Consider the following 15,704-nt stretch of genomic DNA (forward strand, 5'->3'; position numbering starts at 1 on the left):
AATGCGACATCCCAACAATTCAGGCGTATCCATGGGGCCCGGTTACAAACCTGTTTCAGCGGTCAACAAAAGCCCGGCGGCCAGTTCCTCCTCGGCCCCGGCCGCCGTCTGCCACTGCCCGGCGCGCACCCAGGCCCGCTTGAGGTGCAGATGGACATCCGCTTCCCAGGTGAAACCCATCCCTCCGTGCACCTGAAGACAATCGCGGGCATTACGGACGGCCGCCTCGTCGGCGAGCAGTTTGGCGGCGGCGATGTCACCCGCGTCTTCTGTGACCGCGGCGGCGTACACCACACTTCTGGCTGATTCGGCGCGTACGAGCATCCCCGCGCACAGATGCTGTACGGCCTGGAAGGCGCCGATCGGGCGGCCGAACTGCGTGCGCGCCATGGCGTGGTCGACCGCCATCCGGACCGTACGGGAAGCGCTGCCGAGCTGTTGGGCGGCGGTCAGCAGGGCCGCCTCGCGGCGCAGCCGCCGGGCGGCGGCCGCGCCGACGGCCCCGACCGCCCCCGGGGGCGGGGCCGATGGCCGCGCACGGTGCAGCGGGGTGGCAGGGTCGACGGAGCGTATCGGCCGGGCCGAGTCCGCGAGCGCTCCCGCCGGAACCACCCCGGCGTCCTCGCCGCTCAGCACCAGCACGGCGTCGGCCGAGGCCAGATGCTCCACCAGCGGGTCCGCCACGGCCCCGGCGCCGAGGTCCAGCGCGGTGACCACGGCCGCCCCCTCGGCGGCGCCCGCGGCACCGGCCGCCGCCAGTCCCGCCGCGAGCTGGGTGGCGACCAGCGGCCCCGGGAGCAGCGCCCGGCCCGCCTCCTCCATGGCCAGCACCGCCTCCGGCAGTCCGAGCCCGACCCCGCCCGCCGACTCGGGCAGCCGCAGCGCGAAGAATCCGGCGGCGCCCAGTTCCCGCCACAGGGCACGGTCCAGCGTCATGGCACCGCGTTCGGGGCCGTCCACGGCCGTCCGTAACCGGGCGCGGGGGAAGCGCCGCTCCAGCAGCTCGCGCATGCCGTCCCGCAGCGCCCGCTGGTCGTCGTCGAGCTGGAAGTCCATGCCTCCGGTCACCGCCCTTTCGGCAGGCCGAGGATGCGCTCGGCGACGATGTTCCGCTGGATCTGTGAGGTTCCGGCCGCGATGGTGTACGAGAGCGACGACAGCCGATCCGCTACCCACTCGTGCCCGGCGTCCAGCGCGTCCGGGCCCAGCACTTCGGCGGCGGCGTCGTACAGCTCCTGCCGCACCTGAGAGAAGCGGAGCTTGAAGACCGAGCCGCCGACGCCCGGCACCCCGCCGGTGCGCTGCGCCTCGCTCACGTTCCACTGGGTGAGCCGCCACAGCGCCGCGCAGTGGGCGGCCAGCCGCCCGAGCCGCCGTCGCAGTACGGGGTCGTCCCAGCGGCCGTTGGCCTTGGCCGTACGGGCCAGGGCCTCCAGCACCCGCCGGCAGGCGACGACCTCGCCGACGAAGGCCGTGCCCCGTTCGAAGGAGAGGGTCACCATGGTCACCCGCCAGCCGTCGTTCTCGGCCCCGATCCGGTGCCCCGCGGGCACCCGCACCTCGTCCAGGAAGACCTCGGCGAACTCGGCGGTCCCGGCGAGGGTGCGCAGCGGCCGTACCGTCACGCCGGGCGCGTCCATGGGCAGCGCGAGCCAGGTGATGCCCCGGTGCTTCGGCGTGTCGGGGTTTGTCGGCGCGGTGCGCACCAACAGTTCGCACCAGTCGGCGATCTCGGCGTGCGAGGTCCAGATCTTGCTGCCGCTGACGATGTAGTGGTCGCCGTCCCGTACGGCCCGGGTGCGCAAGGAGGCCAGGTCGGATCCGGCGTCGGGTTCGGAGAAGCCCTGGCACCAGACCTGGTCGCCGCGGAGGATCGGCGGCAGCCAGCGGGCCCGCTGGGCGGGGGTGCCCTCGGCGGCGATGGTGGGGCCCGCGTGCAGCAGGCCGACGAAGTTGGCGCCGACGTAGGGCGCGCCCGCGCGTTCGGTCTCCTCCAGGAAGATCAGGTGCTGGGTGGGGGTGGCGCCGCGGCCTCCGGCGTCCTCGGGCCAGTGGAGTCCGGCGTATCCGGCGTCGTACAGCCTGCGCTGCCAGCCGCAGTCGTAGGCGCGGCGGGCGGGCCAGTCGGCGGGGTCGGGGCGGTCGGGCAGGGTGGGGAGGACGTCCGCGAGCCAGGCGCGCAGTCCGTGCCGGAACTCCTCCTCGTCCTCCGTGAAGGCGAGATCCATCGGCGGCCGTCCTCCCTTTTCTGATGGCTCGTCAGATCAGGCGGCAGGGGAAGGCTAATCCGCGCCCTCTGGACCGACAAGACGGACAGCCTTACGCTTCCCGCAATAACTGACTACCCGTCAGGTCTATGGATTCGGCCACGGGAGGCCGGAATGACCGACACCGCACACACCCTCGGCGCGTCGGCGACGCTGTGGGAACTGCTGGAGCGGCGCGCCGCGCTCACCCCGGACGCCCCGGCGCTGGTCCAGGCCGCCGCCAGCGGGCGGCACGACCGGCGGCTGACCTTCCACGCCCTGCGCACCCGCGCGGAGCGCACGGCGGCGGGGCTGCACGCGATGGGGGTGGGCCCCGGCAGCCGGGTCGCCTGGCAGCTGCCCACCCGGCTGGAGACGGTGGTGCTGACCCTGGCGCTGGCCCGGCTGGGCGCCGTACAGACCCCGCTCATCCCGTACTACCGCGACCGCGAGGTGGGGTACGCGCTCCGCGCCTCGGGCGCGCGGTTCTTCGCCGTCCCCGGGACGTGGCGCGGCTTCGACCACACGGCGATGGCGCACCGGCTGGCCGCGCGGCTGCCGCGGTCGCCGCTGGTCTTCGAGGCGTACGACGCGCTCCCGGTCGCCGACCCGAAGGCGCCGCCGCATCTGCCGCCGCCGCCCACCGACGGCACGGCCGTCCGCTGGATCTACTGGACCTCGGGCACCACCTCCGACCCCAAGGGTGTGCTGCACACCGACCGCAGCCTCATCGCCGCCGGTTCCTGTCTCGCCCACGCGCTGCGGCTCACCGCGGACGACATCGGGTCGATGGCCTTCCCCTACGCGCATGTCGCCGGGCCCGACTACACGGTGATGCTGCTGCTGTACGGCTTCCCCGCCGTGCTGCTGGAGCACTTCGCGCTGCCGGAGTCGCTGTCCGCGTACCGGCGGCACGGGGTGACGGTCGCGGGCGGCAGCACCGCCTTCTACTCCATGTTCCTGGCGGAGCAGCGCAAGGACCCCGCGCGCCCGCTCATTCCGACGCTGCGGCTGCTGGCCGGTGGCGGCGCGCCCAAACCGCCCGAGCTGTACTACGAGGTGGTTCGGGAGCTGGGCTGCCAACTCACCCACGGCTACGGGATGACCGAGGTTCCCATGATCACGATGGGGTCGCCGGACGACACCGCCGAGCTGCTGGCGACGACGGAGGGGCGTCCGCCCGCGGAGATGGAGATCCGCGTCGTGGACGGGGAGGTGAGGCTGCGCGGCGAGGCGGTGTGCGCCGGGTATCTGGACGCGGAGCAGACCCGGGAGGCGTTCGACGCCGATGGCTTCTTCCGCACCGGCGACCTCGGTCATCTGACGGAAAGCGGTCATCTCGTGCTCACGGGGCGCGCCAAGGACATCATCATCCGTAAGGGCGAGAACATTTCCGCGAAGGAGATCGAGCAGCTGCTGTACCGGCATCCGGATGTGGGGGATGTGGCGGTGATCGGGCTGCCGGACGCGGAGCGGGGGGAGGTGGTGTGCGCCGTGGTGGAGCAGCCGGTGGGGGCCGCGCCGCTGACCGTGGAGGGGGTGGGGTCCTATCTGCGCGGGGTGGGGCTGTCGGTGCACAAGGTGCCCGAGAGGGTGGAGGTGGTGGACGCGCTGCCGCGGAACGACACGCTGCGGAAGGTGCTGAAGTACCGGCTGCGGGAGCGGTTCGGGGGCGCGGCGGCGGCGCCTCGGTCCGGGCGCTGAGTCAGCCCGTCGTGCTGTACGTGGCCGTCGCCTGCTCGAAGTGGCGGTTGACCGTGCGGCGCTCGTCGGCGGGGCCGATCGCCAGGACCACGTGGTAGCGGCCGCCGATCAGCATCGCCAGGTTGCGCGCGTACACATTGCGGCCGCTGCTGTCCCGCCAGCTGAACTGGCCCTCGGCCATCGCCGTCTTCCCCACGTCGATCCGTTTCAGCCCCGAGGACGACGCCCACGCCGAGTCGCGGAAGGCGGCCAGTTCGGCCTCCCGGTTCTGCTGGTACGCCATCGGGTCGCCGCCGAACTCGGACACCTTGTCGCGTCCCGCCACGATCACCAGCTCGATGTCGCCGCCGATGTAGCGGATCTGGCCGCGCGCGTTCTCGCCGCGCCGGGTCCAGCCCTCGTGGACGGCGACGGAGAAGCCCTTGGGGTCCTTGCGGACCGCGAAGCCCTTCGCGAGACCGGCCGGTTCGGTGGACTGGGGCTCGTCGGAGCCCGGGTCCGCCGAGCCGTCGTCCTCGCTGCCCTCACCGGACGGTGACGCCGGGTCGTGGGCGCTGGTGGGCGCCGGGCTCCCCGCGCCCGCCGACCCCGTACGGCCCTGGCCGCCGCTGTTGTCGGCGCGCGGCATGAACATCATCGCGTACAGCACCGCCGCCGCCAGGCCCAGCAGGATCAGCAGGAGCAGCACCCGCCCCAGCCTGCGCGGCTTGCGGCCCGTGGCCTGCTCCCGCCGCGGGGCCGGGGCCGCTTCGCGCGCCGCCTGCTTCGCCCGCTTGTGCCGCCCGTGCGCGGCCGTCGATCGGTCCGGGCGACCCCGGCCCCTGCGCACCAGCCAGCCCCGGCGGCGCACGATCGGCAGCCGCTTCGGGTCGGACGCGCCGCCCGGCCCGATCGACGGCACGGTGACCGTGCTGCTGCCGACGTCCGGCTCCGGCGCCGACCTGATGAGCGACCGCAGCCAGCCGCGCAGCTCCTCGAAGTCGGGCCGCTCGGTGGGGTCCTGGCGCATCAGCGACTCGACCACGGGGCGCAGCGGACCGCACTCCTCCGCGTACGCCGGTGCCTCGGCGCACACCATCTGCACCAGCTCTGCGGCGTTCTCCTCCGGGTACGGGGCGTGGCCCTGGACGGCGCGGAAGAGCAGCACGCCCAGCGCCCACAGGTCGGCGGCGGGGCCGACGGGCGGGGCCAGCCGCCAGTTCTCGTGGACGGGTCCGGCCTGCTCGGGCGCCCAGCGCTCGGTGACGGCGCCGACCACGACGATCCGCGCCTGGCGGGCCCGTTCGGCGGCGAGCGCGGTGGTGGGGCCGCGCGGCGGGCCGCCGTCCGTCGTGCCGCCGCCGTCCCAGGAACCGCCGCCGTCCCCACCGCTCGGCTGCCGGGGCACGGTGGCGCCTTCCGGTGAGGGGGACCCGGAACCAGAAACGGAACCGGAAACGGAACGGGAGACGGAATCGGGCCAGGGCGCGCCGCCCGTGAGCGGGCCCGGCTCCTGGGCGGGCGACCGGGGGGCGTCGGCGCCGGCCCGGGCGGCGGCCGCGCGGGCTCCCGCCGCGTACGCGGCGATGGCCTTCGCCCGGGCGGCGCGCGCGGTCGCGCCCTGCGCGTCGTCCCCCGCGCCCGGTGGATCGTCCCCCGCGCCCTGCGCCGGAATGCGACCGGAGCCGCCGGCGGCCCATTCGGCTGCCGGTCCTGCCGGCTCCGGATATCCGTGCGCCCCGGGCCCCTGGGCACCGCCGCCCGCGCCGCGCGGGGCGGGGAAGCCCCCCGGGGCGCCCTGGTCGCGGTAGACCGGTCCGTGCGCGCCGGGCCGCGGCTCCGGCCACCCCTCCGGGCGCTCCCCGCCGGGCCGCTGGTCGGGCGCGGCGCTCTCGTAGCCGTGCGGAAGGGCCGGGGTGGGCGCGCCGGCGATGGGAGTGCCTGCGGGCGGCGTGGGGGTGTACCCGTCGTCCGCGGCGCGCGCGTCCGGCGGCGACGCGGGCCCGGGGACGGGGCCGGGAGCGGCGGGAGGGGAAGCCGGGCCGGCCGTGTCCTCGTCCGGCGGCCTCGGCACCGGGTCGTAGCCGCACAGCGCCTCCTCCGCCGCGCCCGCCGCCAGGCCCGTCAGCATCGCGCGGCCGTCGTCGCACAACAGCACCGTGCGGGTGGTGATGTTGCGGTGCGTCCAGCCGTGGGCGTGCAGCGCGCGGAGCGCCGTCAGCACGTCGTTGGCGACCTCGGCGGCGCGGTGCGGGGACAGGTTCCGCTCGGTGAGCAGCGCGGCGAGCGGGCGCCCGGCGACGAGTTCGCTGACGATCCACAGGCTTCCGGCCTCCGCGAAGACGTGGAAGACCTGGCCGAGCCTCGGATGGTCGGGGACCTGCGCCGCCGCGGTCGCCGCGTCCAGGGCGCGCCGTACGGCGGGGTCGCCGCCGCCCCGGGCCGCACCGGACGCCCCGTTCGGCCCTGCGCCGGGGTGGCCGTCGTCGTCGACGACTTCGGCGTCGACGACCTCCGGAAGCGGTATCTGCCGCAGATGGACCTGCTGGCCGCTGTAGGTGTCGAAGGCGCGGGTCTCGACGAACTCGTACTCGTCGGCGGGCGGCAGGGGCAGGCGATAGCGGTCGGCCAGTACCCGGCCCGCGTACTCGTCCACGACACCTCCCCTGGCGCACGATCAGGCGCGGTCAACGTCCCTGTATGCGATCAGCGCAGTGCCAGGCCGTCAATTGTGGTCGTTTTGGCGGGTTCATGCGACTGCGCACGGTCTACGGGCACTCACGATACGGGCCCGCGCGACGCTTCGCCGACAGGAGTGTTCAGTCCGTGATGTCGAAGGTTTTGAACGCGGTGTCGCGCAGCGTCCTGCACTCCTTGTCGTCCCACTTGCTCGCCTCGCAAGTGATCATGATGGAGAAGCCGTGGCTGCCGTCCGCCTTGAAGCCGCGGTTGAGCACCCGTACGTGCTTGCCGTCCTGGTCACGCTCGAACTTCCAGTCCGCGACGCTCGGGTAGCCCCGCCAGGAGACGGTCTTGATGCCGAGGCTCTTGTAGCCGGACATGCTGCTCCGCGCGGCGGCCTCGCCCTTGCGCCACTCGGCCGCCGCGTCCGGCTTCGGGGAGGAGGTGAAGTCGATCTGGATACGCGGGATGCTGGAGCCGCCGTAGTACTTTCGGCTGCCGCTGTAGCTCCCGTCGTGCACCGACCAGCCCTTGGGCATCGCCATGGTGAACGGGAAGTCGGAGCTCTTGACGGTCTCGTAGCCGCCGGGCAGGGAGCCGCCCTTGCCCTTCCCCTTGCCGCCGCTCCCGCCCTCGTCGCCGCTGCCGCTCCCGCCCTTGCCCTTGCCGCCGTCGTCCGTGTCGCCGCCCTTGGACGTGTCCGAGCCGGCCTGCTCGGTCGAGCCGCCGGACGTCTTGCCGTCCGGGGACTGGGTGTTCGCCCCGCCGGACGCGCCGGTGTCCTTGCCGTCCCGCCGATCGTCCGACGCCCCGGCCGACGCCGACGCCTTGGCGCCGCCCGTGCCCTTGGCCTTGTCGTCGTCACCGCCGCCGCTGAAGGCGACGGCGAGCACGGTGGCCACGACGGCGAGCACGACGACCGCGATGATGATCAGCGTCCGCCTGGAGACCACATCGGTGATCGGGGCGCGGGGCGGCACCGGGCGGTCCGGACCGGACGCGTCCTCGGGCTTGCCCGAACCGGAGGAGGAAGCGGAGGCCGAGGAGGAAGCCGAACCAGCGGCCGGCTCCCCCTTCTTCGTGAGGTCGGCCTTCTTCGAGGACTGCGCGCCCGCCGCGCCCGCCGCGGACTTCGACGCCTTCGCGGAATCGGCCTTCTTCGACGTCTCCGGCTTCTTCGCCGGGTCCGCCTTCTGCTCGGTCTTCGCGTTCCGTACGGCTTTCAGCGCACCCCGGGCGCGCTCCGCGACCGCCGCCGCGGACTTGGCCTCCGCGGCCGCCTCGTCCTCGGCCGAGGGGGCGGGCGGCAGGCTCATCGTGCGGGTCGCGTCGGCGGGGGCCTTCTTCGACGCGGTGTCCTCCGGTGCGCTCAGGGCGTGCTCCAGCAGCGCCCGCGCCCCCGCGTCGTCCAGCCGCTGGTCGGGGTCCTTGACCAGCAGACCGTAGATGACCTCTTCCAGCGGGCCCGCGTTCTTCGGCGGCTCGACCGGCTCGGTCATGACCGCGGTGAGGGTCGCTATGGCCGTGCTCTTGTCGTACGGCGGTACGCCCTCGACCGCCGCGTACAGCAGGCCGCCCAGCGACCACAGGTCGGACGGCGGGCCGGGCTTGTGGCCGCGGGCGCGCTCCGGGGAGATGTAGGAGGGCGCACCGACGAGCATGCCGGTGGAGGTGACGGACGGATCGCCCTCGACCTGGGCGATGCCGAAGTCGGTGAGGACGACGCGGCCGTCGGGTTCCGAGATCAGCACGTTGGACGGCTTCACGTCGCGATGCAGGATGCCCGCCTGGTGGGCCGCGCGCAGCACGTCGAGGACGGCGAGGCCGACCTCGGCGGCGCGCCGGGGGGTGAGCGGCCCGTCGTCCCGGACGACGTCGGCGAGCGAGCGGCCCTCGATCAGCTCCATGACGATCCAGGGGCGGTCGTCCTCGTCGACCACGTCATAGACGGTGACGGCGCCGTTGCTGCGGATCCGGGCGATCGCCTTCGCCTCGCGCAGCGTGCGGGTGATGAGCCGTCTCTTCTCGTCCTCCTCGACGCTGGACGGGAAGCGCAGCTCCTTGACCGCGACCGTACGGCCGAGGGTCTGGTCGGCGGCGCGCCAGACGGTGCCCATGCCGCCCTGACCGAGAATCTCCCCCAGCCGGTATCGCCCGGCGAGGAGGCGCCCAGTCGAGCCCTGCGTCTTCTCAGCCTCCGACATGCGACCCCTCTGCGAATCAACCCACCCTGAACCCACCCTGGGAGAGCGTCCATTGTCTCTCATCCGCGACCCCGGGAAAGCCCGGGGTCCGGGCGGTGGAGCGGGCACGTGCGGCGGCCGTCCGGTGCACCTGCGAACATCGGGGGTCCGCAGGAAACGAAAGGCCCGTGTCATGCCCATCTCCGCCATACGATGGCACAGGCGAGGCCGTATGCCGACCGTCGTGGCGCTGGTCGCGGCCATGGCCGTCGCCCTGGCGGGCTGTACGGCGGACGCGGACGCCCGCGCGAGCGTGGCCGGCGGGGGCCGGAAGGCCGCCGAGCGGGAGGAGCGCGGCGCCGTGAGGACGACCCTGCGGAGGCTGGTGACCGACGGCACGGCGCCCGGGGCCGCGGCGCTCGTCCGGGACGGGGGCGGGACCCGGTTCACGGCGGCGGGGGTCGCGGACACCCACAGCGGGCGGCGCATCGAGCGGGACGATCGCTTCCGGGCGGGCAGCGTCACCAAGACCGTCATCGCGGCGCTGACGCTGCGGCTGGCCGGCGAGGGCAGGCTCGGCCTGGGCGACACCGTCGAGCAGCATCTGCCGGGGCTGGTGCGCGGCCAGGGCAACAATGGCCGAAAAATCACCGTCGGTCAGCTCCTCACCCACACCAGCGGGCTGTTCGACTACACCGCCGACCCGGTGCTGGCGCGTCAGCTGTCGGCCACAGAGGGCACGGACGGCACGGACGGCACGGACGGCACGGACGGCATCAATGACGCAGAGGGCATGGACGGCACCGGCCGTACGGAGGCGCACAGCCCCGCCTCGCTGGTGCGCACCGCCCTCACCCACCGCCCCGCCTTCGCGCCCGGGGCGAAGTGGCATTACTCCAACACCAACTACGTCCTGCTGGGCATGATCGTCGAGCGGGTCACCGGACGCTCGTACGCGGCCGGGGCCGAGCGCCGGATCCTCGGTCCGCTCGCCCTGCGCGGCACCTCGTTCCCCGGCGTCCGCACCACCCTCCCGGCCCCGCACGGCCGCGCGTACGACTCCCGGGGCGGCCACTGGCGCGATGTCACCGACCTCGACCCGTCCTCCGCCGGAGCCGCGGGCGAGATGATCTCCACGCTGGGCGATCTGTCCCGTCTGCTCGGCGGGCTGCTGCGCGGCCAGGTGGTGCCGAGGGCCCAGCTGCGGCGGATGAAGGACACCTCGGCGTCCGGCGGCCGGTACGGGATGGGCCTGTTCCCGGTGCGGCTGCCGTGCGGGACGACGGTCTGGGGGCACAACGGCGAGGTCAGCGGCTCGTACGCGCTGGCCGTGGCCACCCGCGACGGCCGCCGCACCCTCGTCTACCGCCTCAACAGCGCCGGGCCGCCGGACCCGGAGGCGGAGACCGCCCTGCTCACGGCGGTGTTCTGCCCGAAGCGATAGCCCAGCGGGGCTCGCCGCCTACAGCGGCACGATGTCCGGGGCGCCCAGCCGGGCCGCGTCCGCCGTCAGGTCGTCCGGCTGCCGCTGCGATTCGCGCTCCGCCTCCACCCGCTTCTCGTAGTGCTCGACCTCCTTGTCGATCTGCTCCGGCCCCCAGCCCAGCACCGGCGCCATCAGCTCGGCCGCCTCGCGGGCGCCGCGGGCGCCCCGGTCGAAGGTCTCGATGGAGATGCGGGTGCGCCGGGTGAGGACGTCGTCCAGGTGGCGGGCGCCCTCGTGGGAGGCGGCGTAGACGACCTCGGCGCGCAGATAGTCGTCGGCGGCGGTGAGCGGTTCGCCGAGCGACGGATCGGCGGCGATCAGCTCCAGCACCTCCTCGGTCAGCGCGCCGTACCGGTTCAGCAGGTGTTCGACGCGGGCGACGTGCAGCCCGGTGCGGCGGGCCATGCGCGCCCGCGCGTTCCACAGCGCCTGGTAGCCGACGGCGCCGACCAGCGGCACGTCCTCGGTGACGCAGGGCCCGACCCGCTGGTCGAGGCCGTGCACCGCCTCGTCCACGGCGTCCTTGGCCATGACCCGGTACGTCGTGTACTTGCCGCCCGCGACCACCACCAGGCCCGGCACCGGATGGGCGACCGTGTGCTCGCGCGAGAGCTTGCTGGTCGCGTCCGACTCCCCGGCCAGCAGCGGGCGCAAGCCCGCGTAGACGCCCTCGACGTCGTCGCGGGTCAGCGGCACCGCGAGGACCTCGTTGACGTGCTCCAGCAGGTAGTCGATGTCGGCGCTGGAGGCGGCCGGATGCGCCTTGTCCAGGTCCCAGCCGGTGTCGGTGGTGCCGATGATCCAGTGCCTCCCCCACGGGATCACGAACAGCACGCTCTTCTCGGTGCGCAGGATCAGCCCGGTCGTGGAGTGGATGCGGTCCCTGGGCACCACGAGGTGGATGCCCTTGGACGCGCGGACGTGGAACTGGCCGCGCTCCCCGATCAGCGCCTGCGTCTCGTCCGTCCACACCCCGCTGGCGTTCACCACCTGGCGGGCCCGGACCTCGAACTCACCCCCCTGCTCCAGATCATGCACCCGGGCACCGACAACGCGCGCTCCCTCGCGCAGGAACCCGACCACCCTGGCCCGGTTGGCGACCTGTGCGCCGTACCGGGCGGCGGTGCGCACCAGGGAGGTGACGAAGCGGGCGTCGTCCACCTGGGCGTCGTAGTACTGGAGCGCTCCGATCAGGGCGTCCTTGCGGAGGCAGGGGGCGACGCGCAGGGCGCGGGTGCGCGTCAGGTGGCGGTGGACGGGCAGCCCGCGGCCGTGCCCGGAGGAGATCGACATCGCGTCGTAGAGCGCGACGCCCGCCCCGGCGTACGCCCGCTCCCAGCCCCGGTGCTTGAGCGGATAGAGGAACGGGACGGGCTTGACCAGGTGCGGGGCGATCCGCTCCAGCAGCAGTCCGCGCTCCTTCAGGGCCTCTCTGACGAGGGCGAAGTCGAGCATCTCCAGGTAGCGCAGGCCGCCGTGGACCAGCTTGCTGGAGCGGCTGGAGGTGCCGGAGGCCCAGTCCCTGGACTCGACCAGTCCGGTCTCCAGGCCGCGGGTCGCGGCGTCGAGCGCGGTGCCCGCGCCGACCACGCCGCCGCCCACGACCAGCACGTCCAGCTCACGGTCCGCCATCCGGGCCAGCGCCTCGCCGCGCTCGGCCGGTCCCAGTGCCGGTGTCTTCACCGCTGCCTCCCGTTGTGGTCGACGTCACGACGCTCGCGTGATGATTTTCCTGGCTTTCTCCCTGCCGTGCCATGCCGGGGCGCGGCCCTTGACGGGCCGCCGCGCGGGCCGTTCCCCGCTGGTGACCGCAACACCGCGTCGCCACCCTCCGTCAATACTGAATACGAGTCATATTTCCGCTTAGTCTGCCTTTGCGCCATCCGGAATCGCCTCGGGAAGGACGGCATGAAGTCATGCCCGCAGATCTCGCCGTCATCGGACTCGGCCATCTCGGCCTCCCGCTCGCCCAGGCCGCCACCGCCGCCGGTGTCCGTACGGTCGGCTACGACCCGGACTCCCGAGCCGCCGACGAGCTGCGGGCCGGGCGGCTGCCCACCGGGGCGGGCGACGGCTCGCTGACCGCCGCCGAGCTGCGCCGGATGATCTCCGGCGGCTTCCGGACCACCACCGACCCGGCCGATCTGGGCCGGGTCCGCACCGCCGTGATCTGCTCGCCCACCCCGCTCGGCGAGGACCGCCGGCTGGATCTGTCCGCGGTCGGCGAGGCGGCGCGCACGCTGGCGGGGTGGCTGCGCCCGCACACCACTGTTCTGCTGGAATCCACCGTGTACCCCGGCACCACCGAGGAATTCCTGCGTCCGCTCCTGGAGGAGGGGTCCGGGCTGCGGGCCGGCCGCGACTTCCACCTCGCCTACTCCCCCGGCCGCCTCGACCCCGGCAACCGCGCCTACGGCTACGCCAACACCCCCAAGGTCATCGGCGGCCTCACCGCCGCCTGCACCGAGGCGGCCGCCGCGTTCTACGGACGCCTCACCGAGAAGGTCGTGCGCGCCCGCGGGCCGCGCGAGGCCGAGACGGTGAAGGTCCTGGAGACCAACTACCGGCACGTCAACATCGCCCTGGTCAACGAGATGGCGGCGTTCTGCCACGACAACGGCGTCGACCTGTGGGACGTGGTGCGCTGCGCCGAGACCAAGCCGTTCGGCTTCCAGTCCTTCCGCCCGGGCCCCGGCGTCGGCGGCCACGGCGCGCCGATCGAATGCGACCGGATGACACACCCGCAGCGCGGACTCGGCCTGCCGCTGCGCATGGTCGAGCTGGCGCAGCAGGTCAACGGGCGGATGCCGGGCTATGTCACCCAGCGCTGTACGGCGCTCCTCAACGAGCACGGCAAGTCGGCGCGCGGCGCCCACGTCCTGCTGCTCGGCGTCAGCTACAAGCCGGACGTGGCGGACGAGGAGGGCTCCCCGGCGCGCGAGATCGCCGCCCGGCTGATGGAGCTGGGCGCCCAGGTGGGCTACCACGATCCGTATGTGCCGGGCTGGCGGGTGCTCGGCCGCCCGGTGCCGCGCGCGGACGCGCTGTACGAGGCGGCGGCCGAGGCCGACCTGACCGTCCTGCTGCAGCACCACCGCACCTACGACCTGCAGGGTCTGGCGGCCAAGGCCCAGCTGCTGCTGGACACCCGAGGGGCGAGCCCGGCGGGCACCGCCCACCGCCTCTGAGGGGCCCTTCACCTCCGGGCGCCCCGCCGCCGCGCGCTGCGCAGCCGCAGGGTCGCCGCCAGCACCATCAGCCCCACCCCGCCCGCGACGAACGCGACCGCGCCCGACGGCACCGAGCGCACCTCGGCGGTGAACGCCATCGGCGCCCCCCACGGCCGCCCGTCGGCGCGGGTGTAGAGCTGGGCGGTGAGCCGCACCGGCCCGTTCGCGTGGGCGCTCACCCGGACCCGTACCGTACGGCTCACCGCGCGCGAGGCGGTGACGTCCACGGCGCGATCGACCGCGCGGGCCCGCTCCGGGCGGCTGGAGAACACTCGCAGCTCGACCCCGGTGAGGTCCTGCTGCAGCCCGTTGGCGACCGTGACCGGGATCGTCGCCGATCCCCCGGTCACCACCACCCTCGACTTGGGCACCAGCCGCACCGAGGCGATCGACGCGGTCAGATAGCGGGCCACGCCCTCCTGGTACGCGCGCGCCCCCGCCGCGTCGCCCCGCCACCCCGTCGAGACCGACCGGGCCAGCGCCGCCCGTACCGACGCCACCGTGGCCTGCGCGTCGGACAGCACCATGGCCAGCGCGCGCAGCCGCCGCCGGTCCCGGGCCACCGCCGCCAGCCGCTCCGGCGGCAGTTCGGTGGCGCGCAGCCCGGCCGGACGGCCGCCGTCCCGCAACTCCCCCGCCTCCGGCGCCCGCAGGCCGTCCCCGAACCGCGACGGCTCCAGCCAGCCCGCCTCCTGCCCCGCGGCCAGCGCCGAGAGCAGCGCCCGCCCGACCCCGACCGGCATCCGGCGCGGCGGTACGAGCACCAGATCGCGCGCCGCGTACGGCAGCTCCCGTACCGCCGTCAGGGTCTCGGCCAGCAGCCGCTGCCGCAGCGCGAGCCGGGCGGGCGCCCCGGCGGCGCCCCCGGCCGGGTGGCTGCGGAACAGCAGGGAGGCGAGGGTCGCGTCGTACGTCAGCGCGGTGCCGCCGTCGTCGAGCGCCACCGCCCCGTCGTCCGTGGCGCCCCCGGCGACGAGCGCCGCGCCGTAGGGGTCGGGGCCCTCGCCGGAGGCGAGCATCGTGTCCAGGCCGAGCCGCCGCGCGTAGCCGGCGGTCCCGGCGTCCAGCATGCCGCCCGCGGGCCAGGCCACCCCCGCGCGGGCGCGGACGCCCAGGGCCCGGTTCACCACGGCGGTGCCGGTGGCGGACGCGCGGCGCAGCAGGGCGGCCAGCGCCGGGTCGCCGGCGCGGGCGAGCGAGGCCAGATCGGGGTCCGCGTACGGCAGGGCGATGACGTCCCGGCCGCGCACCGCCTTGCGCAGCGCGGCCAGCCAGCCGGCCGCCGCCTTGCCGCCCCCACCCGGCCCGGCCTCCTGCGGATCGCTGCTGCCGGGAGTGCGGGCGACCCGGTAGCCGCGCGTCATGGCCTGCGCCTGGACGATCAGATCGGGGTCGACGGCCCAGGTCACCGGCTCGTCCTCGCCCAGTTCGACCAGCCGCCGCAGCCGCCCGCCGGGGCCGAACGCGGCGGTCAGCGCGTCGTCGCGGAAGACCGGCAGCACACTGCCGTCGCCGGTGCGCCTGGTCAGCGCCTCCATGTGGGGGACGTCGGTGAGGGGCCACAGGACGGTGGTGCGCAGCCGCTCCAGGCCGGTGCCGTCGGGGTAGGCGGGCAGATAGCCGCGGGTCAGGCCGAGCACCCGGCCGTCCGCGGCGGTCGCGGTCACGGTGAGCGGGTACGCGCCCGCGCCGTCCAGCCCGAGGCCGGAGACGGGCACGGTCAACTCGAAGCGGCGCCCGGCGTGGGCGCCGAGCCGGGCGAGGCGGGCGGTGTGGGCGGCGACCTCGGCGCCGTCGGCTCGGGTCAGGGTGGTGCGCGCGGCGTGGTCGGCGAGCGCGCCGCGGGTGTCGGCGGACCCGGCCGCGCCGATGCGCACGCCGATGTGGGCGCCGGTGACGCGGTGCCCGGAGGTGTTCTTGACGGTGCCGCTGATCCTGAGGTCGCCGTCGTGGCGGACCACGGTGGGGCTCAGCGACCGCAGTTCGACGGTGAGCGGGTACGGGTGCGAGGCACGCGCGGGCGTGGCGGGGGCGTCGGCGAACGCGGCCGGGGCGGCGGTGGCGGGCCCGCCGGGCAGGAGCAGCGCGACCGCCACGGCGATCGTCCACCCGTACGCCCGTGCTCCCGCCGTCACCTCGCCGCCGTACCTCCCGCCTGACGAACCCCGGTCCGGTCCGGTCACCAGCCCACCAC

9 protein-coding genes are annotated in these 15,704 nt (G+C 74.7%); 3 read left to right on the forward strand and 6 right to left on the reverse strand.

Going from position 1 to position 15,704, the window contains the following annotated elements:
• Positions 1–42 precede the first annotated feature (42 nt).
• Positions 43–1,056, reverse strand: coding sequence for an acyl-CoA dehydrogenase family protein (locus tag ASC60_RS32970; RefSeq protein WP_055557366.1), 1,014 nt, complete (start codon positions 1,054–1,056; stop codon positions 43–45).
• Between the two features lie 8 nt (positions 1,057–1,064).
• Complete coding sequence (locus tag ASC60_RS32975; protein WP_055557367.1) at positions 1,065–2,228, reverse strand: acyl-CoA dehydrogenase family protein; 1,164 nt, start codon at positions 2,226–2,228, stop codon at positions 1,065–1,067.
• Between the two features lie 153 nt (positions 2,229–2,381).
• On the opposite strand from ASC60_RS32975, the gene ASC60_RS32980 reads away from it, so the two are divergent.
• On the forward strand, positions 2,382–3,950 hold the full coding sequence (locus tag ASC60_RS32980) for a class I adenylate-forming enzyme family protein (protein WP_055557368.1): 1,569 nt from the start codon (positions 2,382–2,384) through the stop codon (positions 3,948–3,950).
• A gap of 1 nt (position 3,951) precedes the next feature.
• On the opposite strand, the gene ASC60_RS32985 is transcribed toward ASC60_RS32980, so the two are convergent.
• Together ASC60_RS32985 and ASC60_RS32990 are read right to left on the reverse strand one after the other, a co-directional pair.
• Positions 3,952–6,585 (reverse strand): protein kinase, encoded by a 2,634-nt coding sequence (locus ASC60_RS32985; RefSeq protein ID WP_055557369.1) that lies wholly within the window; start codon positions 6,583–6,585, stop codon positions 3,952–3,954.
• A gap of 163 nt (positions 6,586–6,748) precedes the next feature.
• Positions 6,749–8,815: a serine/threonine-protein kinase gene (locus tag ASC60_RS32990; protein WP_055557370.1), complete on the reverse strand. Its 2,067-nt coding sequence runs from the start codon at positions 8,813–8,815 to the stop codon at positions 6,749–6,751.
• Between the two features lie 211 nt (positions 8,816–9,026).
• Here ASC60_RS32990 and ASC60_RS32995 point away from each other — a divergent pair, with 211 nt between their 5' ends.
• Positions 9,027–10,238, forward strand: a complete 1,212-nt coding sequence (locus tag ASC60_RS32995) for a serine hydrolase (protein WP_199831111.1) — start codon at positions 9,027–9,029, stop codon at positions 10,236–10,238.
• An 18-nt stretch (positions 10,239–10,256) separates the two neighbouring features.
• On the opposite strand, the gene ASC60_RS33000 is transcribed toward ASC60_RS32995, so the two are convergent.
• Positions 10,257–11,963 carry a glycerol-3-phosphate dehydrogenase/oxidase gene (locus ASC60_RS33000; RefSeq protein ID WP_055557372.1) on the reverse strand — a complete coding sequence of 569 codons (1,707 nt, stop codon included), beginning with the start codon at positions 11,961–11,963 and terminating at the stop codon, positions 10,257–10,259.
• Between the two features lie 233 nt (positions 11,964–12,196).
• Between ASC60_RS33000 and ASC60_RS33005 the strand changes: the two genes are divergently transcribed.
• Entirely contained in the window at positions 12,197–13,468 is a 1,272-nt protein-coding gene (locus tag ASC60_RS33005) for a nucleotide sugar dehydrogenase (protein ID WP_055557373.1), read from the forward strand.
• Positions 13,469–13,476: 8 nt separating this feature from the next.
• Here the strand turns inward: ASC60_RS33005 and ASC60_RS33010 are convergent, their stop codons facing one another.
• Positions 13,477–15,645 (reverse strand): DUF6049 family protein, encoded by a 2,169-nt coding sequence (locus ASC60_RS33010; RefSeq protein WP_199831112.1) that lies wholly within the window; start codon positions 15,643–15,645, stop codon positions 13,477–13,479.
• Positions 15,646–15,704 lie beyond the last annotated feature (59 nt).

It is taken from the genome of Streptomyces sp. NBRC 110028, from assembly GCF_001417735.1.
Classification (GTDB): domain Bacteria; phylum Actinomycetota; class Actinomycetes; order Streptomycetales; family Streptomycetaceae; genus Streptomyces.